Source organism: Flavobacterium paronense (assembly GCF_030409795.1).
GTDB lineage: Bacteria > Bacteroidota > Bacteroidia > Flavobacteriales > Flavobacteriaceae > Flavobacterium > Flavobacterium paronense.
The window spans coordinates 591072-614670 of sequence record NZ_JAUFQN010000019.1 but is presented as its reverse complement, the minus strand read 5'-3'; the positions used below and the strand labels follow the sequence as shown (position 1 = coordinate 614670).

Sequence of the window (23599 nt, the reverse complement as noted above, 5' to 3'; positions counted from 1 at the left end):
CAACTAGAAATAGTTGCACTTTTTTTATGACCCTAATTCTAAAGCTCTATCATTGGCTGCTTTTACTGCATCAACAATAGTTTGCTCTAAATTCCCCTTTTCAAAAACTTTCAAGGCACTTTCTGTTGTTCCTCCTTTGGAGGCAACTTTGGCAATCCATTCTTCATTAGATAACGAATAACTGTTTTGAATAGCAACTGAACCCATAAAGGTTTGGTTGACTAACAACTCAGCTTCTGATTCATTAAACCCTAAATCGACTGCTGCTTTTATCATCGATTGCATAAAATAAAAAACGTAAGCAGGACCGCTTCCTGAAATTGCAGTTGCAGCATCAATCAGTTTTTCATTTTCAACATAAACTGATTTCCCTGTAGTGTTGATTAAGTTTTGAATAATAAACAGCTCTTTTCTATCAACACTTGCTGATGCAGTAAAAACCGTCATTCCCATTCCGATTTGTGTTGGAATGTTTGGCATTGATCGAACAATTTTTGAGCATGAAAGTTGTGAAGAAAGTTTGGCTAAAGTTATTCCTGCCATAACAGAAAATATAATCTGACTATCTTTTAAATAAGGCTTTATGGATTGTGCCAAAATTCCAAAATCTTGGGGTTTTACTGCTAAAATAACAATGTCAAAATCGCCAATTTTATCGGAAACAACTGTTGAAAAATTAGTTTTCGGAATGGCACTTTCAATGTTGGAAAAATCAGCATTTCTGACCAAAACAAAAATATCTTCCGGTTTTATAAATCGGGAACTGATAAAACTATTGGCATAGGTTTTACCCATATTTCCGTGACCAATGATAAGTACTTTCATAGTTGTATAAAATTAAAAACTCTGTTTAAAGATATGTTTTTAAACAGAGTTTTGAAAATGTATTACTGAAATATTATTTCTTTTTGTTTTGCAATTGCTTTTGGGCTTCAGCTTGTTCCATCATTTCTCTCATTTTCTTTTGGAACTTACTTTCCGTTTTTGGCTTAGTTTTATTCTCCTGAATTTGAGCGTGAATCTTCTCGCTATTGATAAAGTATCTTTTGATAACCAACATAATTCCGATAGTAATTAAATTGGAAATAAAGTTATACAAACTCAATCCGGAACCATAACTATTGAAGAAAATCAACATCATTACCGGAGATACATAAATCATGATTTTCATAATTTTAGCCATATCGGGCATTCCATCTTGTTGTGGTTGTGCCATTGCCTGATCGCCTGAAGTCATTTTCATGTAAAAGAAAATCGCAATTGCAGCCAAAATCGGGAACAAACTCACGTGATCTCCGTACAACGGAATATTAAATGGCAATTTAAATATTTGGTCAAATGATGATAAATCGTCCGCCCACAGGAATCCTTTTTGTCTCAATTCGAATGCTGATGGGAAAAACTGAAACGAGGCATACATAAACGGAATTTGTATCAACGCCGGAATACAACCCGCCATTGGATTTACTCCAGCCTTGTTGTAAAGTTTCATAGTTTCCTGTTGCTTTTTCATTGGATCCTTTTTAAATTTTTCTCCAATTTCCATAATCTCAGGGCGCAATACTTTCATCTTGGCTTGAGATAAGAATGATTTAAAAGTGATAGGCGACATGGCAATTTTAATCAAAACAGTAAAGATAATAATCGCAATTCCTAACCCCATAAATGAACTTAAAAATCCAAATAATGGGATGAAAATAAATTTGTTTATCCATCCAAAAATCCCCCACCCTAATGGAACAATTTTCTCAAGATTTTTGTCGTAACTTTTTAATGTATTATAATCTGTTGGTCCAAAATACCAATTCATTTTATAATCAAGCTCATTATTATTGAAGGCTAACGGAACATTAGTTTTGAATTGTTTCGTAAAAATGGTATCGACTTTTTCGTCTTTAACTAAATTATTCGAATGCAATTTAGAAGTTGCAAATGGTGTTTTAGTTAAAAGAATAGTTGAGAAAAAGTGTTGTTTATAAGCAATATAAGAAACCTTTTCCGGTGTTTCTTCAGCATCTTTTCCCAGACCAACATTATTGTTTTTTCCGTCTTCATATTCATATCGAATATCGGCAAAACGATTTTCATAGACAATGCTTTTCTCGTTGCGGAAAGTTTTTAAATCCCATTCTAAATCAATTGGTTTTGATGTATTTAACACAGTGCTTAATCCTTGTGAACGAATATCAAAATCAACTAAATACTTATTTGAAGCCAAAACATATTTGTATTCCAAATACTCATTTGCTCCTGCTTTTAACTTCATCGAAAGGATTTGGCTGTCTCCTACTTTCGTTAGAGTTGGTTCAAAAAACAACTCTTTTGTATTTAAAACCCGGTTGTCTTTAGTCTGCAGTTGAAGATTGAAACTCGCATTATTCTCTTTTATCAACGCTACAAGTTGTCCTGAATTCTTTTTGAATTTTTCAAACTTTTTCAAAATAGCTTCTACTACATATCCCCCTTTGTTAGCGATTTTTAGGCTTACAAATTCATTTTCAAGAGTAGTGAAATTTTCTTTAGCAGAAGGCAACGTTGAAGAATAAGCAAAGCTTCCTAATGTTCCTTGCAGTTGTTTAATTTTGGCTGAATCCGTAACCGTTGAATCTAATGCAACAGCTTGCGCCACTTTAATTGGCGCTACTTGTTTTGCTTTTTGAATGCTGTCTTTTGTGGCTTTTGCCTTTTCAAGTTGTTCCTTTTTAGCCGTATCTTGTCCGTTATACATCATCCATATAATGATGACGAATATCAATCCAAAACCAATAATTGTATTAAAATCAAATTTCTTTTCTTCCATAGTACTGATGAACCTCTTTCAGTTCCTTTATTTATTTTTATGTTTTACCATTGCGGCCACAAAGCTAACAAAAATTGGGTGTGGATTTGCAACAGTGCTTTTATATTCAGGATGGTATTGTACGCCTATAAAAAACGGGTGGTTATCTAATTCGATAATCTCAACCAATCCAGTTTCCGGATTTATACCAGAACAAATTAATCCTGCTTTTTCTAATTGTTTTCTATATTCATTATTAAACTCATAACGGTGGCGATGACGCTCCATAATTTGAGTTGTTCCATATATTTTGTATGCCAAAGTTCCTTCTGTAATATTACATTTCCAGGCACCTAAACGCATTGTTCCGCCTTTGTCTGTAATGGTTTTTTGTTCTTCCATTAAAGAAATTACCGGATTTTTGGTTTTCTCATTCATTTCGGTTGAGTTGGCATCCTTTAAACCCAAAATGTTTCTCGAATATTCGATAACCGCCATTTGCATTCCGAGACAAATTCCGAAAAACGGAATATTATTTTCACGTGCATAACGAACGGTGTCAATTTTTCCTTCAATGCCACGGCCACCGAATCCCGGCGCCACTAGTATACCGTCCAAATCTTTTAATTGTTCATCTGCTGTTTTGGAGTCTAAGTATTCCGAATGAATAGAAATCACATTCACTTTGGTTTGATTTGCTGCACCAGCATGAATAAATGACTCTAAAATTGATTTATAGGAGTCTTGTAATTCTACATATTTTCCAACCAAACCAACATTCACCGTTTGCTTCGGATGTTTTAATCGGTGTAGAAAAGTATTCCAGTTTCTTAAATCCGGAGCTGCTTTTTTAGGTAGGTTTAATTTCTTTAAGGCAACAATATCCAAACCTTCTTCAAGCATCAAGTTTGGCACTTCATAAATAGTTGAAGCATCAATAGACTGAATAACCGCTTCTCTTTTTACATTGCAAAACAAAGCTAATTTTTGACGCAGTTCATCCGATATTTCGTGCTCGGTTCTACAAACTAAAATGTCTGCTTTGATTCCGCTTTCCATCAAAGTTTTTACAGAGTGTTGTGTTGGTTTAGTTTTTAATTCTCCGGCTGCAGCCAAATAGGGAACTAATGTTAGATGAATTACAATTCCGTTACTCTCACCTAATTCCCAAACCAATTGACGTACAGATTCGATATAAGGCAATGATTCTATATCTCCGACAGTTCCTCCAATTTCGGTAATTACAATATCAAAATCGCCTGACTTCCCAAGCAATTGCATTCGTTCTTTAATTTCGTTTGTAATATGAGGCACTACTTGTACCGTTTTGCCTAAGAATTCGCCTCTTCGTTCCTTTTCAATTACAGATAAATAAACTCTTCCGGTGGTAACATTATTTGCCTGAGAAGTAGGAACATTTAAAAATCGTTCGTAATGTCCTAAATCCAAATCGGTTTCTGCTCCATCATCAGTTACAAAACATTCACCATGTTCATAGGGATTTAAAGTTCCGGGGTCAACATTGATGTAAGGGTCAAATTTTTGAATGGTCGTTCGATAACCTCTTGCCTGTAGTAACTTGGCCAGAGAAGCTGCTATAATGCCTTTTCCTAAAGAAGAAGTCACACCACCGGTAACAAAAATGTATTTTGTCTGATTCATTTTTTTTTGTAGTTGTTGTGTTGTAGTTGTTGTAAAAAAACGTGGCAAAAGTAATAATTTAAAATGGATTATTGGATGATTAGATTGTTGGATTGTTAGAAAAAAATTTATCTAAATCTAACAATCTAAAAGTCTAACAACCTAATAATCTCCTTTTGGATATTGTTTTTTTATATTCCGAACCAATTCTTCCAAACCGTTTAATTTAAGTTCGTAAACGAGTTGCAGTTGCTCGCCGAGTTGTCCTTTTGGGAAACCTTTATTACTATACCAAACCACATAATACTCAGGCAAATCGATTAGATAATACCCTTCATATTTACCGAAAGGCATTTTGGTATGAGCCAGTTTGATGAGAAGTTGCTGTTGTGGATTCATTTATATTTAAACGCAAAGAACGCTAAGGTTTACTTCCAATTAAAAGTAATGACCTTTTCGATATCCGGGTGCAAACTTAAAAAAACAGGGCATGTCATGGCGCTTCTTTCAAGTATTATTTTGTTTTTATCAGAAGTGGCTACTGCCATATTTAATATCACTTCTATTCGGGCTATTTTACGAGGTTCGGCTTGCATAATTTTGATAACTTCTGCTGTAGAACCTTTTAATTCTATGTCCAAATCTTTTGATTTTATGGCCATGATTGATATCATGCAACTTCCTAATGATGTTGCCACTAAATCTGTTGGAGAAAAAGCTTCTCCTTTTCCGTGATTATCTGTTGGTGCATCGGTTAGAATTTCTGTACCGGATTGCATGTGCATGCATGATGTTCTTAATTCCCCTAAATATCTAATGATTGATGTGGCCATTATAATGCTTCTTTTATGGTTAAATCGGTGTCGTAATACAATATGTAAATTCCATTATTGGAATACCCATAAGTTGTATTTTGAGCATAATCAAATTTGTTTTCAATTTGTTCTGATGGCGATGATTGAACTGTTTCTTCAAAAGTTTTGTCCTGCGATAAGCGAAGTAAAGTATCAAACGTTACATCAAAGCCACGAATGGCATATTGATTGGGTAAAATCTTATTTAGTTTCTTGTATTTAGCATCAAATTGGTTCGCTTCATTGGTTTCGTTTGGTCTTGAAAGCGATGGATATAAAAGCTTCAATTTGGTTAATCTGGTCAATGATATTTCCTCAAAATCAAAAGTGTCGTTTTGTTCTAATATAACCAATTGCACCTGATACTCCTTTTGTGCCGCTAACATAGCATTCGTAGTGGCCAAAATCATTCCGGTACTTTCAGAAGCTAAAACCACATAATTGAGTTTGTCTTTTTGAAATAAGACTTTTAAACTATCGGCAACGAAGGCTCCTTTTTCACTCAAACCGGCTATTCTAACATTGGGTTGCATTTCCTGAATGTATTGCTTTACACTTCCTTTTTTAGTATCAACTACAGCTATAATATTGCCGTTTTTAGCTTTTATAAAATCAAAAATAGCGCTGCGTAAAAACTCTGCTGAAGGCATAGATTGGTATAAATTAGCATATTTTTTCCCAACTTCTTTCGACAATGGTGAAATAACCGGAGTCTTTGTAGGTTCAATCAGTTCTGCCAATTTTTCGACATTCGATTGGTAAAATGGACCAACGATAGCATCCATAGTCTGAAGGTTATTTTGTTGTACCAAAGCCGCTACATTAGAAGAATTTTTAGTTTCCTGAGAATCTAATATTTTAATATCGACATTCATCCCTAAAACTTTGGCCGAGTCAATCGCCATTAAAGCACCTGAATAAAAATCTAAAGTCAGATTCAAAAATTTATCTTTTTTCAATCTGGCTTGCGTAGAATTTACCGTATCACTTTCTATTTTTGAGATATTAAACGGCAAAAGTAATGCGAGTTGTTTCCTCGCATTAGTGTTTATTGTTTTAAGTAAATTTCCCTGTTCCTTTTTGACGGGTTCTTTGCGCTGTCCTTTGGGCACCCGGAGTATCATTCCTAATTTAATTCCTCTTTTCAATTCAGGGTTAAGAGAAATCAATTCTTGTTCAGACATTCCATAATCATTGGCAATGCTTGCGATGGTTTCTTTTGGTTTAACCACATATTCTTCTAAATATTTTTTGGTACTTGATGCTGTTGGTGCTGCTGTTTCAACAGTAGGTTTTACAACGTCTGCTGCTGGCTTTGTTGTTTCAACAGCCGTTTGATTAACCGCATTTCCGGAAACAACTAATTTAAAACCAATTGGAAATTCAGAAACAATTTGAGGATTTAAGCGTTCTAATTCGGGAATGGTCATTCCGTATTTTTTAGAAATCCCGTATTTCGTTTCTTTTGGTTCGATAATATGATAGGTAGTTTCCCCTTTAGGCGTTTCAACCTTTGGCGTTTCAATCTTTGCAGTTGGTTTAACAACTGGTTTTGTAACTACAGGAGCAGCTACTTTTGCAGGTTCTGCCGGTTTAGGAGCAGCAACAGCTTGTCCGTTACCAGAAGGGATTTTAATGTTCTGCCCTATCTTCAAACCGTTATTAAGTAAATCTCCATTGGCTGCTTTTATAGCATCAATAGTAACTCCATATTGTTTTGAAATGCTGTATAATGTTTCTTTTGGCTGTACCAAATGTGTGTTCGGATTTTTGCTTTGTGAATCATTTTGAGAAGAATTCAACACCACTACCGAATTTGTAGCCGGAATTAATAAGACACTATTCAATTGAATTCCGTTTTGAGAATCCGGATTTAAACTATAAATATCATAAGGAGTAACCTTATATTTTTGAGCTATTATATTGATAGTTTCCCCTTTACTAACAGTGTGTTTTGTATATTTTTCTTGCTTTGCAGCAACTGTAAATACAAAAGAAAATACGGTTAGAACTATTGAAAAAAGAATACGGTTTTTCATTTACTTACTGTTTATTTAACGTCTAAAGTTAACAAAACTTTTTAAATTCAATATAAATTGTTATTTTTTTCATTAACTTTTTTGTGTTAACAAAAACTATTCCCATTCGATTGTTGCTGGTGGTTTGGAGCTAATATCATATACCACTCTATTGACACCCTTAACTTTATTGATAATTTCGTTAGAAATTTTCATCAAAAAATCATAGGGTAAATGTACCCAATCTGCTGTCATTCCGTCGGTTGATTCTACGGCACGGAGAGCTACTACCTTTTCATAGGTACGTTCGTCACCCATGACACCAACACTATTTACAGGCAGTAAGATGGCTCCGGCTTGCCACACTTTATCATACAATCCGTGTTCTTTTAATCCGTTTATGAAAACGGCATCAACATCTTGCAGGATTCTAACTTTTTCGGGGGTGATAGCTCCCAAAATTCGGATGGATAATCCTGGTCCCGGGAATGGATGTCTGCCTAAAAGCTCCGGGTCGATGCCCAATGTTCTGCCTACTCTACGTACTTCGTCTTTGAATAACATTCGTAAAGGCTCCACTATTTGTAGCTTCATATAATCGGGTAAACCGCCCACATTGTGATGTGATTTTATGGTTGCTGATGGACCTTTAACAGAGACTGATTCGATAACATCCGGATAAATCGTTCCTTGAGCCAACCATTTTACATCTTCTATGCGGTGTGCTTCTTCATCAAAGACTTCGATAAAAGCATTACCAATAGCTTTTCGCTTGGTTTCAGGATCTTCGACACCTTCTAATGCATTCATGAATCTTGCTGTAGCGTCCACACCTTTTACGTTTAGACCCATGTCTTTGTATTGGTGCAGCACATTTTCAAATTCATTTTTTCGAAGCAAACCATTATTTACGAAAATACAATAGAGGTTTTTGCCGATAGCTTTGTGCAATAAAACCGCAGCTACCGTTGAATCTACTCCACCTGATAGTCCGAGAACGACTTTATCGTCTTTTACTTTTTCCTGCAATTCCTTGATGCAGTCTTCTACGAAAGCGTTGGGTGTAAAGTTTTGGGGAACATGCGCAATCTTTACCAAAAAGTTCTCAAGGATTTGTTTTCCGTCTGTTGAATGATAAACCTCAGGATGAAACTGAATGGCATACGTTTGTTCGCCTTCTATTTTGTAAGCAGCGTTTTCTACATCTTTGGTACTGGCTAGTTTGACACCATTGGTTGGTAAATGTTTGATGGTATCGCTGTGGCTCATCCAAACTTGTGAATTGACATTTACATTATCGAAAAAAGGCTCGCCCTCATTGATATAGGACAAATTGGCTCTTCCGTATTCTCTGATATTAGAAGCTGCTACTTCTCCGCCTGAAAAGTGCGCTAAATACTGAGCACCATAACATACGGCCAGTATTGGCAGTTTGCCTCGAATATTGGATAAATCGATTTGCAAAGCATCATCTGAGCGAACAGAATAAGGGCTTCCGCCAAGGATGACTGCTTTGTAAGGAGATAAATCAGTTGGAAAATGGTTGTAAGGAAAGATTTCGCAGAATATATTTAATTCGCGGACCCTTCTCGCAATAAGTTGTGTGTATTGCGAACCGAAATCTAAAATTAGTACGTTGTGTTGCATGTGCAAAAGTAGCATTCTGGATTGAAAATAAAAATTGAAATTACAAATTGTAGAAATGTATTTTATTTCTACTTGCCATTAAGTAAAAAACAAGAAAATTGAATTGCTAACGAAAAAAGTTGTCTGTTATCGGTTGTCAGTTCTATGTTCTATATTATATGCTATTTTAATTTCAACATGCTTGTAAAGGAAATACAAGTTCCTCTTTGTAACATTGGCATGTCCGATAATGTCCGGTTTTGTCCTTTACTGTCCCTTTGTTCGATAATTATTCGTAGTTTGTTCTATACATGTTCGATATTCGTTCGGTAGCGCTTTGGCAAAATGGACCCTTTATCGAACCAGTATCGAACCGATATAGAAAAGGATAAGAAATAAAGCCTAGAAATGTATCCCGATGGCGCGGATTTATAATCAGTGCATACATAGTGGCTAAACCATAAATCACATTTAAACGATATTCCTTTTTTTAGTAGATTTGAATAAGTGTTACTTATGGGCACGGATTATAAATCCGCGCCATCGGAATAAGGGCTTCCGCCAAGGATGACTGCTTTGTAAGGAGATAAATCAGTTGGAAAATGGTTGTAAGGGAAGATTTCGCAGAATATATTTAATTCGCGGGCCCTTCTCGCAATAAGTTGTGTGTATTGCGAACCGAAATCTAAAATTAGTACGTTGTGTTGCATGTGCAAAAGTAGCATTCTGGATTGAAAATAAAAACTCAAATTTGGAATAAAATCAAACAAAAAGCATCAGAAGTTATTTAAGTAGTTTTTAAATAATAGAAGTACGCCTACCCGATTAAATAATCAAGTTAAAAAGTTTTTTCGTAGTATTGTTAAAAGGTAATTGTAACAAAAAATAAACGGAATGAAAGTCAGTATAAAAATAGTAATAATCATTTCAACAGCTCTCCTATTGGTGCATTGTAATTCTAAAAAACATGACGCCTTTAAAGCAAAAAAAGTCTACCAAACTAAAGATTTAATCATCACCCAAATTGCCGAAAATTCATTTGTACACACTTCTTATAAACAAACTCATGATTTTGGGAATGTCACTTGTAACGGACTTATAGTAAGCAATAGTAATGAAGCTATTATTTTTGATACCCCTACCACCGACAAACCTTCCTATGAATTAATCCATTGGATAAAAGAAACACTGCATTGCAAAATAAACGCTATTATCCCCACTCATTTTCATGACGATTGTTTGGGTGGACTAAAAGCCTTTGATGATAATGCTATTCCTTCTTATGGCTATTACAAAACCATTCTCTTGGCCAAAGAAAACCATTTTGCATTTCCTAAAAACAGCTTTAAGGATTCGCTTACTTTGAAAGTGGGCCATGAAAAAGTTATGGTGAAATTTTTTGGAGAAGGACATACTAAAGATAATGTGGTGGGTTATTTTCCGAGCGAAAAGATATTGTTTGGCGGTTGTTTAGTCAAAGAAGTAAACGCAAATAAAGGGTATCTGGGGGATGCTAATCTTGACGAATGGTCTAACACGGTGGCAAAAGTCAAAAAGGAATATGCTGATGTGGCCCTTGTTGTTCCGGGACATGGAGCCTATGGCAACCAAAAATTATTGGATTATACCATTACCCTATTCCAAACAAAATAAAAGCTTGCTGTCGATACGCTAAATAATTTAGTTAAAAAGTTTTTTTGTAGTATTGTTAAAAGGTAACTGTAACAAAACAAAACCATTGAACGTCAAACCGACTTTACATTAACTCCTAACCAACCATCATTATGGAATTACAAATTAAAAATTTAGACAAACGATACAGCAATGGCGTTCATGCCTTAAACAATGTTTCTTTAACCATTCCCACCGGAATGTTTGGTTTATTAGGGCCTAACGGTGCCGGTAAATCTTCTTTAATGCGAACTTTGGCTACGCTTCAAGATGCGGATAGTGGTTCGGTTACGCTTGGCGATATTGATGTACTAAAGGATAAAGAAGCGGTTCGAAAAGTATTGGGGTATTTGCCTCAGGAATTTGGCGTATATCCCAGAACTTCTGCGGTGGATTTGTTAGACAACCTGGCTTTACTGAAAGGTTTTGAAAACAAATCGGAAAGAAAGCAAATGATTGAACAACTTTTGGTTAAAGTAAACTTATGGGAACAACGCAACAAAGCAGTAAGCAGTTATAGTGGTGGAATGCGTCAGCGATTTGGGATTGCGCAATGTCTTATTGGTACACCTCAACTGGTAATTGTGGATGAACCAACTGCAGGATTAGACCCGGGAGAACGAAACAGGTTTTATAATATATTGAGTGAGATTGGAGAGAATACTATTGTGATTCTTTCTACTCATATTGTGCAAGACGTTCGCGAATTGTGTACTCAAATGGCGGTTGTTGATAAAGGAAGTGTACTTTTTTCCGGAAATACTGATGATGCTCTGCTGCAAGTAAAAGGCAAAGTGTGGGAGAAGAAAGTAACTAAACAAGAACTAGCCAAATACCAAGACGAATTTAAAGTAATCTCTAATAAATTGGTTGGTGGACAACCTTTAATTCACGTGTTTTCGGAAGAGCGTTTGGACGGATTTACCAAAGCGGAAGAAAACCTGGAAGATGTGTTCTTTGCCAAATTAAACGAATTAGTATAACTTATAAAAACGTAAAATCGTATGTGGAAATTTATACAATTCGAACTCAAATATTGGTTAAAGACTCCCATGGTGTGGATCTTTTTATTCATCAATGCCTTATTGGTCTTTTTTGCTGTAGCTTCTGAACATGTTACTATTGGAGGCGGTGTCGGCAATACGCATAAAAATGCCCCTTTTATTATCGAACAATATTATGGCATCTTCTCGACTATTTGTCTGTTGATGACTACTGCTTTTATGAATGCAACGGCTAATAGGGACTTTCAATATGGCATGTACCAATTTATCTTTACGTCTCCTATCAAGAAAAGAGATTATTTCTTTGGGAAATTTATAGGTGCTGCGATAGTATCGGTTATTCCTTTGTTGGGGATTTCTATTGGTGCGCTTTTAGGTACTTTATTAGCTCCGCCGCTTGATATGTGTCCGGCGGAACGATTTGGTCCAACGGAATTAAGCGGACATTTCTTTGGGATTTTAAACTTTGGGATTCCGAATGTGATTATCTCGGGAGTGATGTTGTTTTCGTTGGCTATTATCTTCAGAAGTAATATCATTTCCTTTATCGGTTCTATGCTGATATTGGTGTTTTATGCTGTATCGGACATCTTTACTAGTGATATTCAAAAAGAATGGTTGGCTAATTTGCTGGATCCTTTTGGCTCCAAACCTTTCGAAATCATGACCAAGTATTTAACGGTAGATGAAAAGAACAATCACGCCGTTTCGCTTCATGGGGAATTATTGATAAACCGTGTCGTTTGGTTGACGATTATGATTGCTATACTAGTTATGGTGTACTACCGCTTTTCTTTTAACACCAAAAATGTAAAGGCTAAAAAAGAGAAAGTAGTTGCAGCCACTGCACCGGCTATTATTACTAATACCACATTTCAACCAACGAAAGCGGGCGTCTTCTCTTGGTCGACGTTCTTTAGTTTAATTAAATTTGAGATTAAAGCGGTTATTAAAAACCCAACGTTTATTATCATTGTTTCTATTGGGATGATTTTATTGATTACTAACTTAACCAGTTTTTCGGGGCGTTATGGTGCGGTGCAATATCCTGTGACGTATGATATAATAGACATCATTGATGGTTCGTTAATGTTGTTTATACTGGGATTTATTGCCTTTTATACGGGTGTTTTAGTTTGGAAAGAACGCGATGCCAAAATCAATGAAATACAAGATGCTACTCCGATTCAAACTATTAGTTTATTTGGGTCTAAAGTGGTAGCGATTGTTTTTGCTATTGCTATAGTATTAGTTGGCACTATCCTTATTGGGATTATTGCTCAAACCTTGCATGGGTATACCCGTTATGATTTGGATGTGTATATCAAATCGTTGCTGGTTTTAAAGCTGTTGAGTTATACTTATTTGGTGGTGCTTTCGTTACTCTTTCATTATTTGATTAACAATCGTTATGTGGCTTACTTTGCTTTTGTGATGTTTATAGTAGTCAACGGTTTTGTGTGGGGATTATTGGAAATTAGTACCAATATGGTTGCTTTTAATTCGAAACCAGATGTAACTTATTCGGATATGAATGGTTTTGGTCCGTTTGTGCCTGGTTTGTTTTGGTTTAACGTGTATTGGGGTTTGTTTTGTATTGTACTTTGCTTTGCTATTCTTGCGTTTTACGTTCGTGGCAAAGAAACCGATTTCAAACACCGTTGGCAACAGGCTCGAGTACAATTCCGTCAAAGTAAGATGGGACTTGCTGTGGCACTGTTGGCTTTTATCCTTTGTGGTGGTTGGGTGTTTTATAATACTAAAATTGTCAACCGCTATGATTCGCCTAAACAGGAAGAAAACATGCAAGTGAGCTATGAGACTAAGTATAAAAAATATGAGCATTTGGCACAGCCTCGCTTTTATAAGTTTGATTATACTATTGACATCCAGCCTGAGCAGCGCAACATGACTGCTACTATTGAAGCTTGGGCTAAAAACAAAACGAATACTACTATTAACGAATTGCATTTTACTTTGCCTTTGTTATCCGATAGTATCAAACTGACCATCCCGAACTCAAAATTGAAAGTAAATGACAAGGATTTGTTTTACAGCATTTATACTTTAAACAAGCCTTTGGCACCGAATGATTCTATTAAAATCACGATTAATGTAGCCAGTATTACCAAAGGGTTTGAGAATGAGGTCAGCTTTACGCAATTGACCCAAAACGGCAGCTTCTTTAACAACGAAGACATCATGCCGAATTTTGGATACAATAAGAATTTTGAGATCATGGATAAAAACCTGCGTATCAAACGCAAATTGCCTAAACGCGACAGAATGCCTAAACTAGATGAAAGCAATTTAGTCGCTCGTGGTAATACGTATATCAGCAGTGATTCAGATTGGGTGGAAGTGACGACTACTATTAGTACGGCTAAAGATCAAATTGCGGTGGCTCCGGGTTCCTTATTGAAAAGTTGGGATGCTAATGGCAAGAAGTATTTCAAATACCATTTAGACCAAAAGTCGCTTAACTTCTATTCGTTTATTTCTGCTAACTATCAAGTGGCAAGAAAAAAATGGAAGGGCATTGACTTAGAAGTATACTACGACAAACAACATGCGACTAACGTACCTAATATGATGAAGAGCATGCAAAAAGCGTTGGAGTATTACACTACTAACTTTGGTCCTTACTATCACAAGCAGTGTAGAATATTGGAGTTCCCAAGGTATGCCAGTTTTGCACAAGCGTTTCCGGGGACGATGCCTTACAGTGAAGGAATTGGTTTTATAACCGATTTGCGGGATGTATCTAAAGATGATATTGATATGGTATTTTATGTGGTAGCGCATGAAATGGGACATCAATATTGGGCGCATCAATTGTGTGGGGCGAATATGCAAGGTAGTGAAATGATGAGTGAAGGCTTTGCGCAATATTCCTCCTTAATGGTGATGGAAAAAGAATATGGCAAGGACAAGATGAAGAAGTTCTTAGAGTATGAAATGAATGAATACCTGCGAGGCAGAAGTACCGAGTTTGAGGGAGAGAATCCGATTATGAAAACTGAGAACCAGCAGTACATTCATTATAATAAAGCGAGCGTGGTGCTGTATTACTTCAAAGAAATGGTGGGCGAGCAAAACGTGAATAAAGCGATGAAGAACCTGATTACCCAATTTGGTTACAAAGACCCTCCTTATGCTACTTCACTTGATGCTGTGAATGAGTTTCGAAAAGTGACTCCGGATAGTCTTAATTATTTGATACCCGATTTGTTTGAGAACATTACGTTGTTTTCTAACCGGGCTTTGAAAGTAACGTCTAAAAAGGTTGGGAATGAGTATGAAGTTACTATAAATACTACTTCTGAGAAGTCGCGTTCTAATGCTTTGGGGAAAGAAACCCCTACTCCTCTTGCCGATTATATTGACATTGGGGTATTTGGCGCATCGGACAAAGCGGATGTTTTAGGGAAGCCTTTGGTGTATAAACGTTTGAAGATTACTAAAAAGGACAACACCTTTGTGTTTAAAACGAAGACCGAACCTTATAAAGCTGGTATTGACCCTTATAATTATTTGATTGACCGTGTTCCGGATGATAATGTGAAGGCGGTGGAGTAATAATTTAAAGCCTGTGGTGTACTAAAAAGAACACCTGTCAGGTTTTAAAAACCTGTCAGGTGTAGACAAGAACTCAACCACAAGCTCAGCAAAGTGTTCCTACGAAAAGCTGCGCAAATGTCTCCTGACTTTGCGCAACTTTTTTTATAAATTTGATAAGGTATAATCGGCGCTATAGTTCAACTAGAGCGAAACGAGTTATGATGAATAACAAAGCGCAAAGTCAGGAGACATTTGCGCAGTTTAGTGCTAAAAGAGAACACTTTGCAAAACGAGGAACTTTCTAAAATTAATAATACGTTTGATGAAAATGTACACTTTTAGTGTACTTGTTTACCCTAATTAAAATATAGATTTACAAGACATTTAAATCTATAAATGGAAAACTAAGAGACTTACCCTCTCACAATTACATCAAATTAAAATTTCATTTATTTTAGAGGTTTGTTATTAAATGAAATTACGACCAAACCAACCAAAAAAAGCAGCCCTACCTTATTAATTGTTTTAGAAGACAAAAGTAGGACTGCAAAATAATTTTAATTTATAAAAGTATGAAAAAATTATTAGTTTGCTTACTTGCTTTATTTTTAACAAGTTGTGTCGGCCATGCACAAATAACCAAGAAAGAAATTGGTGTAGTAGAAAAAGATATTTACAAAATAACAATTGATAAGTCTTTTTTGAAAAAAGTTTTAGAGGAAAAACTGAGGGCAATAAAAAACAATGCCGTTTTAACAGAATTTGAAATAGTAAAAGATTCTTTTGTGAATGACCCATCCAGAGTCTATTATATTTTGGTCGCTCAAGACAATATGGGGAGCACCAAAATTGCTTTTGATTTAGCATTGAATGATAATGTGTTTGTAGCCTCTTTTAAAGATAATGTTTTATTAAGTGGCACTTGTACCTGTAGTGGTGGATGTACTAGAGGTTGTAATCCTAGACATGAAGTAGGTCCTGGCAATGTAATTGATTGGTATTGCGATGCTTGTAGAAAAGGTAGTGGTTGTTCTAAATCGGTTACAACAAGTCTTGAATAGACCCCGCTCGACAAAGTGTTCCTACGAAAAGCTGCGCAAATGTCTCCTGACTTTGCGCAACTTTTTTTATAAATTTGATAAGGTATAATAGGCGCTATAGTTCAACTAGAGCGAAACGAGTTATGATGAATAACAAAGCGCAAAGTCAGGAGACATTTGCGCAGCTTAGTGCTAAAAGCTCGCTCCCGCGCGAATCCTTTCGCGTGGTAACTAACCATAATTATACTAAATTTACTTTAACATTACATATTTGTAAAGATTTGATAATTAACAAAATAAATCTATTAAAGCTATTTAAAATAACTTTGTTTCATTACTAATCTAAACATTTTTTTATTGTGAAAAAAATTATTTTTTATGCTTTAACACTAAGCGTATTTGTTTTCGGAAGTGCATTTGCTCAAACTGTAGCAGAGCAAAATTTAAGTTCAGCAATTCAATCAGCTGAAAATATTAAACAAGAAGTTACTGTATCTAGAAAAGCAGTAAATCAATTGGTAAAACAATTAACTATTATTCGAAATCCAAATATAGTTTTGTTTGCTACTATCATGACAAACAGTAATGATGAGAAAGAAACTAATGCTAACAATGTTGATTATTATGTTGCTACAGCTCAATCTAGTTCTTCTATTGCTTTTTCTACCGCACTAATTAACGATTTGACTGCAAAAATTTTACAACAAAATGATGTTGTTTATTTATTAACTAATCAAATTGTAACTGCTGTTAATTCTGGTAATAATTCATTGGCTTTAAATTTAGTTACTCCCTTAAGATCGGCTCTTACTAAACAATTTAATTTCGCGAGAAACATAATTACAAATGTACAAGAATTGCAAGTATTAAATAAAACTTACAATGTTTGCATTAAAGTTGTTGATAGCCAAGGAAACACAACTAGTTATCAACCCGGATTTTATGCTGTAAATACATTAACTGGTGAATACTTATATCCTAATAACGATCAAGGAAATCAAAACGGAGGAGATTGTTTTTTAAATTTACCAAAAGGCACCTATAATTTTGGTGGTTTTCAAGATTACTTTTGTGGAGTTACCTCAATTGGTCCAATAGTTCTTTCAGATTCGTTATTGAACCAAAATGGAATAATAGAAGTAACTCTAGTATTGTGGTGTGAATAATTAATTGGTAATAGTTTTGTTTATGTAAAGAGTTAGTTTAAAAAAACTAACTCTTTTTTTTTCCCGCTCCCGCGCGAATCCTTTCGCGTGGTAACTAAACCAGCTCAGCAAAGTGTTCCTATGAAAAGCTGCGCAAATGTCTCATGACTTTGCGCAACTTTTTTTATATTTGATAAAGTAAAATCTTATGAAAGAAGGCTATGTTATAAGAGATCAATCATTGCCACATTTTTTAACGGCAACAATTGTCGATTGGGTTGACGTTTTTTCAAGAAAAAGTTATAGAGATACTATAATTGAGTGCTTTGATTTTTGCATTAAAAACAAAGGAATGATTTTGTACAGTTATGTAATAATGAGCAATCATATTCACATGATAGTTCAATCAAATGATGGAAAACTGTCGGATTTAATTCGTGATTTTAAAAAATTTACTTCTAAAACTATTTTAGATAAAATTCAATCAGAACCTGAAAGCAGACGAGAATGGATGTTGGAACGATTCAAATTGGCTACAGAAACACATTCAAGAAATAAAAATTATCAGTTTTGGCAATTGGGTAATCATGCAGAAGAAATTTATTCTGAAAAATTTATGTGGTCAAAAATCGATTATATTCATTTTAATCCTGTTCGTGCAGGTATTGTTTTAAAGCCACAAGATTATGTTTATTCGAGTGCTTCAAACTATATTGATGGCAAAGGAATTCTTGAAGTTGAAATGGTTCAAATTCCGGTCGTCAATGTTATGAACCCTAATTCAATTTCAAAATATATTAGTTATGATGAATAACAAGGCGCAAAGTCAGGAGACATTTGCGCAGCATAGTGCTAAAGGAGAACACTTTGCGCAACGATGATATTACCCAAAATCAACATGATTAAATACAACTATTTAATTCCACTTTCTTTGTTAAGTAGTAGTATACAAACCGTTTTGTATGCGCTAGTTTTATGGTTTGCTTATCCAGCTCAGCAAAGTGTTCCTAAGAAAAGCTGCGTAAATGTCTCCTGACTTTGCGCACCTTTTTTTATAAATTTGATAAGGTATAATCGGCGCTATAGTTCAACTAGAGCGAAACGAGTTATGATGAATAACAAAGCGCAAAGTCAGGAGACATTTGCGCAGCTTAGTGCTAAAAGAGAACACTTTGTGCAACAATGATATTACCCAAAATCAACATGATTAAATACAACTATTTAATTCCACTTTCTTTGTTAAGTAGTAGTATACAAACCGTTTTGTATGCGCTAGTTTTATGGTTTGCTTATACCTATTATACTGTTCCCAACGCAGGTTTGATTATTGGCACGATAGCCCCTATTTTAGTAGTGCTGTTTTTCGTTATAGTTTTGGTTCAAAATCTAATCTTATTGTCGGCAAAGAATGATGATGCAGGTGGTGTATTTATTTTATTGGGCGTTTTATTAGTCCTCCCTTTTATACTTAGTTTTACTTGGCTATCTCCAGTTATTGTTTTATTTCATGTGATGCTATTGTACATTCCGTTTTATTTACGAAAACAATTTTTGAGTAGGATAAGGAAATAGTGGGTTGTTTTCTAAGCAAGTAATTACTCAAAAGGAAAATTATATATCTTTACGATTAGGGGTAAGTTGTTGTTAATGAGTGAATGTGAGGAAAGTTACCAGCAAGTAGACTGCTATACCGGCAAATTTAATAATCAAACTAAAATTAATTATGGAGAAATTAAGCACAAAGCAAGCTCTTTATGAACAAAAGTCTCTTTATGTAACGGAGCTTTATTTACTGCTTACTTTTTATTATTTTGGAATTGCTATTATGACCCGAATGGTTATCTATCCAAGCTTTGAAAAAGTACATGAAAATTATCAAAATTATATTCAAATTTATAGTGGTTTAACCCGAACGCTTCAGGCCTATTCTCCTATTCTTTTACTTTTATCTACTGTTGCTTTGCTGTGGTTTAGACCTAAAATAGTTCCTCGTTGGGTTGTGTTACTTTCTGTTGTTATTAATTTTGTTTTGGTGCTTGTTTACCCAAATTTGGTTAGTCCAATTTTCACCGATTATTTAAATAAAAATTACAATGAAAGTGCTTTTCAAAATTTAATGAACTTAAATCTGTATGTCCAAATTATACCCGCATGTATACAAGTAGTATTCGCTTTTTGGTTATTGAACAACTATTTAAAGGATACCAAATTATTTTCGAGATGGACTTTCATCATTTTATTTTCATTCGCTTTTTTTACAGCAGGAACAGGAGCAATTGAAGGGTTAGTTAATTATAATTTATGGTTTAGTGTTGGAGAAACTGATTGGTTACCTTTTAGAAATACAGGCAGCGCTCTTTCATTTTGGGTGACATTTTTAATTCCGGCCTATTTACCACTATTTGCATTGATTGCTATGTTTTGGAAGCGACCAAAAGCTATTCCTCTAACATTTATTACCCTTTATGCTGTTGCTTATGTTTGGATTGTTTTCATTACTGCTTATTACTTTATACCAGACATTCAATTGGTTTTAAATAAACAGTATTCGCCACAAGTATTTCAAGATTTATTAAAATATGATGGGCTATTAAGAGGATTGCCGAGTTTACCTATGGTAGTCCTACCCATTTGGATGTTTATTAGAATTGGGCAAGAGAAGATTAATGAAAATATAGCAGATTAAAAAATGTTTGCTGTTAACTTCGGTTTTGCACAACCGGATGGCATGTAGGTGGTTTAGGCTTCTCGATACGATTCCGATTCCATTGGAATCACTCGAAGTGACGGTCGGATAAACAAAGAATTGTAGGCTGTTAGCTGTAATTGAATTAACAATTGACTATGAAAAACTTATTTACAATTTTAGTCCTCAAATTACTTTTTACGCAATTCGGTTTTGCTCAAAAAATTGTCGAAAAAAACGAGCGTTTTGGAATCGATATCAAACAAATGACGGAATTGCGCAAATTAAAATATGCACACGAGATTAAATTCTATTTAGGAAAAGATAAACAGACAATTGCTGCGGAACAAAAAGGTAAAATTTTATGGGTTAAGAATATTATTAGAATGTGCGGAAAACCTTTAGTTGGTAAATCAAAAGTACGCAAAATTTGGATCAAAGATAATTCTGTAGTTCTAGTATATGGCAAACACTTTTTTGCGAAAATTAATATTATAAGTGGTTACGAGACTTGTTTAGGTTCGGATTAGTCAATTATCGCCAACAGTGGTTTATCGCAGCCAACCTAAAGGCTTGCAGGTAGCTGATTTAGGCTTCTCGATACGATTCCGTTTCGTTGAAAATAACGTGATGGAATCACTCGAAGTGACGTAAGGATAAACAAGGTGGCCGGGTATTAATTAAAACAAAACACCTGACAGGTTTTAAAAACCTGTCAGGTGTAGTAAACCTATCCTTATAAAGAATTACTTCTGTTTGAAAGCATTTAATCCTGGGAAGTAAGCAGTATCGCCTAGCTCCTCTTCTATTCTTAATAATTGATTATATTTTGCCATACGGTCAGAACGTGATGCTGAACCGGTTTTGATTTGTCCACAGTTTAAGGCTACGGCTAAGTCAGCAATCGTATTGTCTTCTGTTTCTCCTGAACGGTGTGACATTACTGAAGTATATCCGGCATTTTTTGCCATGTTTACTGCTGCAATGGTTTCGGTTAAAGTACCAATTTGGTTAACTTTTACCAAGATTGAATTGGCAATTCCTTTTTCAATTCCGGTTGCTAAACGCTCTACATTGGTTACGAATAAATCATCCCCTACTAATTGTGTTTTATCACCAATTAATTCGGTTAAGTATTTCCATCCTTCCCAGTCGTTTTCATACATACCATCTTCAATAGAAATAATTGGATAATTAGCCGCTAACGATGCTAAATATTCCGCTTGTTCTTTAGAACTTCTGATTTTTCCTGTGGCACCTTCAAATTTGGTATAGTCGTATTTTCCGTTTACATAAAATTCTGAAGCAGCACAATCTAAGGCAATCATAACTTCATCGCCAAATTTGTACCCTGCATTCTCTACCGCTTTTTTGATGGTATCTAGAGCATCTTCTGTTCCGCCCGCTAAGTTTGGTGCAAATCCACCTTCATCACCTACTGCTGTAGAAAGATCTCTATCGTGTAATACCTTTTTAAGGTTGTGGAATATCTCAGTTCCCATTTGCATGGCATGGGTGAATGATGTTGCTTTTACAGGCATAATCATGAACTCCTGAAAAGCTATAGGGGCATCAGAGTGCGAACCACCGTTGATGATGTTCATCATTGGCACTGGTAATGTATTGGCAGAAACGCCACCAACATATCTGTATAAAGGCAACCCTAATTCATTTGCAGCAGCTTTGGCTACTGCCAGAGAAACGCCTAAAATAGCATTAGCACCAAGGTTAGATTTATTTGGAGTTGCATCCAGTTCAATCATTAATTGATCGATATGATTTTGTTCAAATACAGAAACGCCCATTAATTCGGGAGCAATTATAGTATTTACATTAGAAACCGCTTTTAAAACGCCTTTTCCCATGTATGCTTTTCCGCCATCGCGTAACTCAACGGCTTCATGTTCTCCGGTTGAAGCTCCAGAAGGAACAGCAGCGCGTCCTAAGACACCATTTTCAGTAACTACATCTACTTCTATTGTTGGATTTCCTCTTGAATCAAGAATTTGTCTTGCGTGTACTTTAATAATAATACTCATTTAGTTAGTGTTTATGGTTTTTTAATGGTTTAAAATTCTAATTACAAATTTACAGAATCATTAAAATTAAACACCCAAATCGATAAAAACTTATGAACTCAAACGTTGTAATGCGAATTTAATTTTTTCAGCATTTTATTATTTAAAGTCATGAAACATTTACTACTGAATTTTAAATAAACATAACTGTAGTTTAAAGACTACAATTATAGTATTTTTATGCATTTCATCGGTTTTTTATGCATTTTATAGACTTTATGTTAACCGTATAATTAATAAAATTATTAAATTTAGACCGTTAATCCCAAATTAATAAACTTACTAAACTTACTATTTTGAAAACAGCAACTTCAAAATCTATTCTTTTTCTACTGTTACAATGCCTACTGCTATGTGTAACAGATGGGAATAGTCAAAATTACAGGAATGCTAAAGCGTATATTAATGACTTTGGTAAAAATGAATATTTTGTTAACGAGGCTTTGGCCGAATATTCAGCAGCAATTATAAATAATCAATCCAATAATCGACTGGGAGCTACTTTGGAGCGTATTTATTCAAAATTAGAAGATGTAAATGCTATTTTGATAAAAAATGACGTTGGTATTATGGGTGACACCAAACTAAGAGATAATTTTGTGTTGTTTAACTTCAAAACTATAAATTTACTAAAAAACAAATACCTAATCTTAAATGATTACACCATTCAAAGTGCTTTAGATTATCCTACAATACTTAACAATTTTTCTCAAAAAGAAATTGAATTGTCTAAATATTACAAAAGTCTAATTACTTACAAAAACATTAAAAAAGAATTTGCTATAAAATATAGTGTCAATCTCAAAAATACTTCAAATACTAAAAATGTTTTTGAATACAATTCCTATCAGAATTTGATATTCTACAAAATCAATGTTTTAGATGAAAAACTAATGGCATTATTAAAAGATAAAAACATTGACAAAGTAGGCGAGTGTTTTAAATACATGACAAGTATTGGAGAAGAAAGTAATAAAAAATTAGATAGCTATGCAGATGATTATAAAGATACTTCTTTAAATACTGCCAATAGAGACTTCATTGCTTTTATGCTAAAACAAAAAGAGTTGCTATATACTCCGTATGTTAATTATGTAAAAGAAGCAGCAGCTATGCAATTGATGAAAACTAAATTTGAAAAAGACAGCAAAAGTATTCCATTAGAAACATACAATGCTGAAGTTAGAAATTACAACAAACTAAAAAACATCTTTTTTGATATGTTGACCAATATTCAAATAAGCAAAAAACAAATACTAGACTCTTGGTATTTAACTAACAGCAAATTTCTAAAGAACAATATCGAATATAAAGATGATCAGGAACAATACACTGCTATAGATTAATTTAAAAAGTAACCTTTTTAACTATTTGCTTTGTTTTCATTTTCTCTATCATTGAAACAAAGTCATCAATTAAATATGCTGAATCATAAAGACCTGGGCTTGCTTCCGGATGGTATTGCGCCACGAAACAGTTTTTGATTTCATTCGCAA

18 protein-coding genes and 1 pseudogene are annotated in these 23599 nt (G+C 34.6%); 10 read left to right on the top strand and 9 right to left on the bottom strand.

Annotation, left to right across the window (positions count from 1 at the left end; all coding sequences use genetic code 11):
* Nucleotides 1-24 precede the first annotated feature (24 nt).
* The 8 genes and pseudogenes from proC to QWY90_RS04305 all read right to left on the bottom strand — a co-directional run.
* A complete protein-coding gene (gene proC, locus QWY90_RS04340; RefSeq protein ID WP_290284633.1) occupies nt 25-825 on the bottom strand; it encodes a pyrroline-5-carboxylate reductase in 801 nt (266 codons plus the stop codon).
* 73 nt (nt 826-898) lie between these two features.
* Complete coding sequence (gene yidC, locus QWY90_RS04335) at nt 899-2800, bottom strand: membrane protein insertase YidC (protein WP_290284632.1); 1902 nt, start codon at nt 2798-2800, stop codon at nt 899-901.
* A 27-nt stretch (nt 2801-2827) separates the two neighbouring features.
* Entirely contained in the window at nt 2828-4441 is a 1614-nt protein-coding gene (gene pyrG / locus QWY90_RS04330; RefSeq protein ID WP_290284631.1) for a CTP synthase, read from the bottom strand.
* A gap of 141 nt (nt 4442-4582) precedes the next feature.
* On the bottom strand, nt 4583-4819 hold the full coding sequence (locus QWY90_RS04325; RefSeq protein WP_290284630.1) for a DUF3820 family protein: 237 nt from the start codon (nt 4817-4819) through the stop codon (nt 4583-4585).
* A 29-nt stretch (nt 4820-4848) separates the two neighbouring features.
* Nucleotides 4849-5253 carry an OsmC family protein gene (locus tag QWY90_RS04320; RefSeq protein WP_290284629.1) on the bottom strand — a complete coding sequence of 135 codons (405 nt, stop codon included), beginning with the start codon at nt 5251-5253 and terminating at the stop codon, nt 4849-4851.
* Nucleotides 5253-7313 carry a LysM peptidoglycan-binding domain-containing protein gene (locus QWY90_RS04315; protein ID WP_290284628.1) on the bottom strand — a complete coding sequence of 687 codons (2061 nt, stop codon included), beginning with the start codon at nt 7311-7313 and terminating at the stop codon, nt 5253-5255. Before QWY90_RS04315 ends, QWY90_RS04320 begins: the two co-directional genes overlap by 1 nt.
* Before the next feature lie 96 nt (nt 7314-7409).
* Nucleotides 7410-8939 (bottom strand): glutamine-hydrolyzing GMP synthase, encoded by a 1530-nt coding sequence (gene guaA / locus QWY90_RS04310; protein WP_290284627.1) that lies wholly within the window; start codon nt 8937-8939, stop codon nt 7410-7412.
* A gap of 524 nt (nt 8940-9463) precedes the next feature.
* Nucleotides 9464-9628, bottom strand: a pseudogene (locus QWY90_RS04305) (glutamine amidotransferase-related protein); the annotation flags it as partial.
* A gap of 184 nt (nt 9629-9812) precedes the next feature.
* Between QWY90_RS04305 and bla the strand changes: the two are divergent.
* The 9 genes from bla to QWY90_RS04260 all read left to right on the top strand — a co-directional run bounded on the left by bla (nt 9813) and on the right by QWY90_RS04260 (nt 20555).
* Nucleotides 9813-10571, top strand: a complete 759-nt coding sequence (gene bla / locus QWY90_RS04300) for a subclass B1 metallo-beta-lactamase (protein ID WP_290284626.1) — start codon at nt 9813-9815, stop codon at nt 10569-10571.
* Between the two features lie 131 nt (nt 10572-10702).
* On the top strand, nt 10703-11572 hold the full coding sequence (locus tag QWY90_RS04295; protein WP_290284625.1) for an ABC transporter ATP-binding protein: 870 nt from the start codon (nt 10703-10705) through the stop codon (nt 11570-11572).
* A 69-nt stretch (nt 11573-11641) separates the two neighbouring features.
* Nucleotides 11642-15172, top strand: coding sequence for an ABC transporter permease/M1 family aminopeptidase (locus tag QWY90_RS04290; protein ID WP_290284624.1), 3531 nt, complete (start codon nt 11642-11644; stop codon nt 15170-15172).
* 554 nt (nt 15173-15726) lie between these two features.
* Nucleotides 15727-16215, top strand: coding sequence for a hypothetical protein (locus QWY90_RS04285; RefSeq protein WP_290284623.1), 489 nt, complete (start codon nt 15727-15729; stop codon nt 16213-16215).
* Between the two features lie 338 nt (nt 16216-16553).
* A complete protein-coding gene (locus tag QWY90_RS04280) occupies nt 16554-17360 on the top strand; it encodes a hypothetical protein (protein ID WP_290284622.1) in 807 nt (268 codons plus the stop codon).
* A gap of 187 nt (nt 17361-17547) precedes the next feature.
* A complete protein-coding gene (locus QWY90_RS04275) occupies nt 17548-18153 on the top strand; it encodes an REP-associated tyrosine transposase (protein ID WP_290284621.1) in 606 nt (201 codons plus the stop codon).
* A gap of 389 nt (nt 18154-18542) precedes the next feature.
* Entirely contained in the window at nt 18543-18911 is a 369-nt protein-coding gene (locus QWY90_RS04270) for a hypothetical protein (RefSeq protein WP_290284620.1), read from the top strand.
* Between the two features lie 151 nt (nt 18912-19062).
* On the top strand, nt 19063-20025 hold the full coding sequence (locus QWY90_RS04265; RefSeq protein WP_290284619.1) for a hypothetical protein: 963 nt from the start codon (nt 19063-19065) through the stop codon (nt 20023-20025).
* Between the two features lie 158 nt (nt 20026-20183).
* Nucleotides 20184-20555, top strand: coding sequence for a hypothetical protein (locus QWY90_RS04260; RefSeq protein ID WP_290284618.1), 372 nt, complete (start codon nt 20184-20186; stop codon nt 20553-20555).
* A gap of 216 nt (nt 20556-20771) precedes the next feature.
* Here the strand turns inward: QWY90_RS04260 and eno are convergent, their stop codons facing one another.
* Nucleotides 20772-22064, bottom strand: a complete 1293-nt coding sequence (gene eno, locus QWY90_RS04255) for a phosphopyruvate hydratase (RefSeq protein WP_290284617.1) — start codon at nt 22062-22064, stop codon at nt 20772-20774.
* Nucleotides 22065-22399: 335 nt separating this feature from the next.
* On the opposite strand from eno, the gene QWY90_RS04250 reads away from it, so the two are divergent.
* On the top strand, nt 22400-23449 hold the full coding sequence (locus tag QWY90_RS04250) for a hypothetical protein (RefSeq protein ID WP_290284616.1): 1050 nt from the start codon (nt 22400-22402) through the stop codon (nt 23447-23449).
* Nucleotides 23450-23599 lie beyond the last annotated feature (150 nt).

Coding starts and splice junctions, on each gene's coding strand:
- proC (WP_290284633.1), bottom strand. CDS start 825: ATGAAAGTACTTATCATTGGTCACGGAAATATGGGTAAAACCTATGCC.
- yidC (WP_290284632.1), bottom strand. CDS start 2,800: ATGGAAGAAAAGAAATTTGATTTTAATACAATTATTGGTTTTGGATTG.
- pyrG (WP_290284631.1), bottom strand. CDS start 4,441: ATGAATCAGACAAAATACATTTTTGTTACCGGTGGTGTGACTTCTTCT.
- QWY90_RS04325 (WP_290284630.1), bottom strand. CDS start 4,819: ATGAATCCACAACAGCAACTTCTCATCAAACTGGCTCATACCAAAATG.
- QWY90_RS04320 (WP_290284629.1), bottom strand. CDS start 5,253: ATGGCCACATCAATCATTAGATATTTAGGGGAATTAAGAACATCATGC.
- QWY90_RS04315 (WP_290284628.1), bottom strand. CDS start 7,313: ATGAAAAACCGTATTCTTTTTTCAATAGTTCTAACCGTATTTTCTTTT.
- guaA (WP_290284627.1), bottom strand. CDS start 8,939: ATGCAACACAACGTACTAATTTTAGATTTCGGTTCGCAATACACACAA.
- bla (WP_290284626.1), top strand. CDS start 9,813: ATGAAAGTCAGTATAAAAATAGTAATAATCATTTCAACAGCTCTCCTA.
- QWY90_RS04295 (WP_290284625.1), top strand. CDS start 10,703: ATGGAATTACAAATTAAAAATTTAGACAAACGATACAGCAATGGCGTT.
- QWY90_RS04290 (WP_290284624.1), top strand. CDS start 11,642: ATGGTGTGGATCTTTTTATTCATCAATGCCTTATTGGTCTTTTTTGCT.
- QWY90_RS04285 (WP_290284623.1), top strand. CDS start 15,727: ATGAAAAAATTATTAGTTTGCTTACTTGCTTTATTTTTAACAAGTTGT.
- QWY90_RS04275 (WP_290284621.1), top strand. CDS start 17,548: ATGAAAGAAGGCTATGTTATAAGAGATCAATCATTGCCACATTTTTTA.
- QWY90_RS04270 (WP_290284620.1), top strand. CDS start 18,543: ATGATTAAATACAACTATTTAATTCCACTTTCTTTGTTAAGTAGTAGT.
- QWY90_RS04265 (WP_290284619.1), top strand. CDS start 19,063: ATGGAGAAATTAAGCACAAAGCAAGCTCTTTATGAACAAAAGTCTCTT.
- QWY90_RS04260 (WP_290284618.1), top strand. CDS start 20,184: ATGAAAAACTTATTTACAATTTTAGTCCTCAAATTACTTTTTACGCAA.
- eno (WP_290284617.1), bottom strand. CDS start 22,064: ATGAGTATTATTATTAAAGTACACGCAAGACAAATTCTTGATTCAAGA.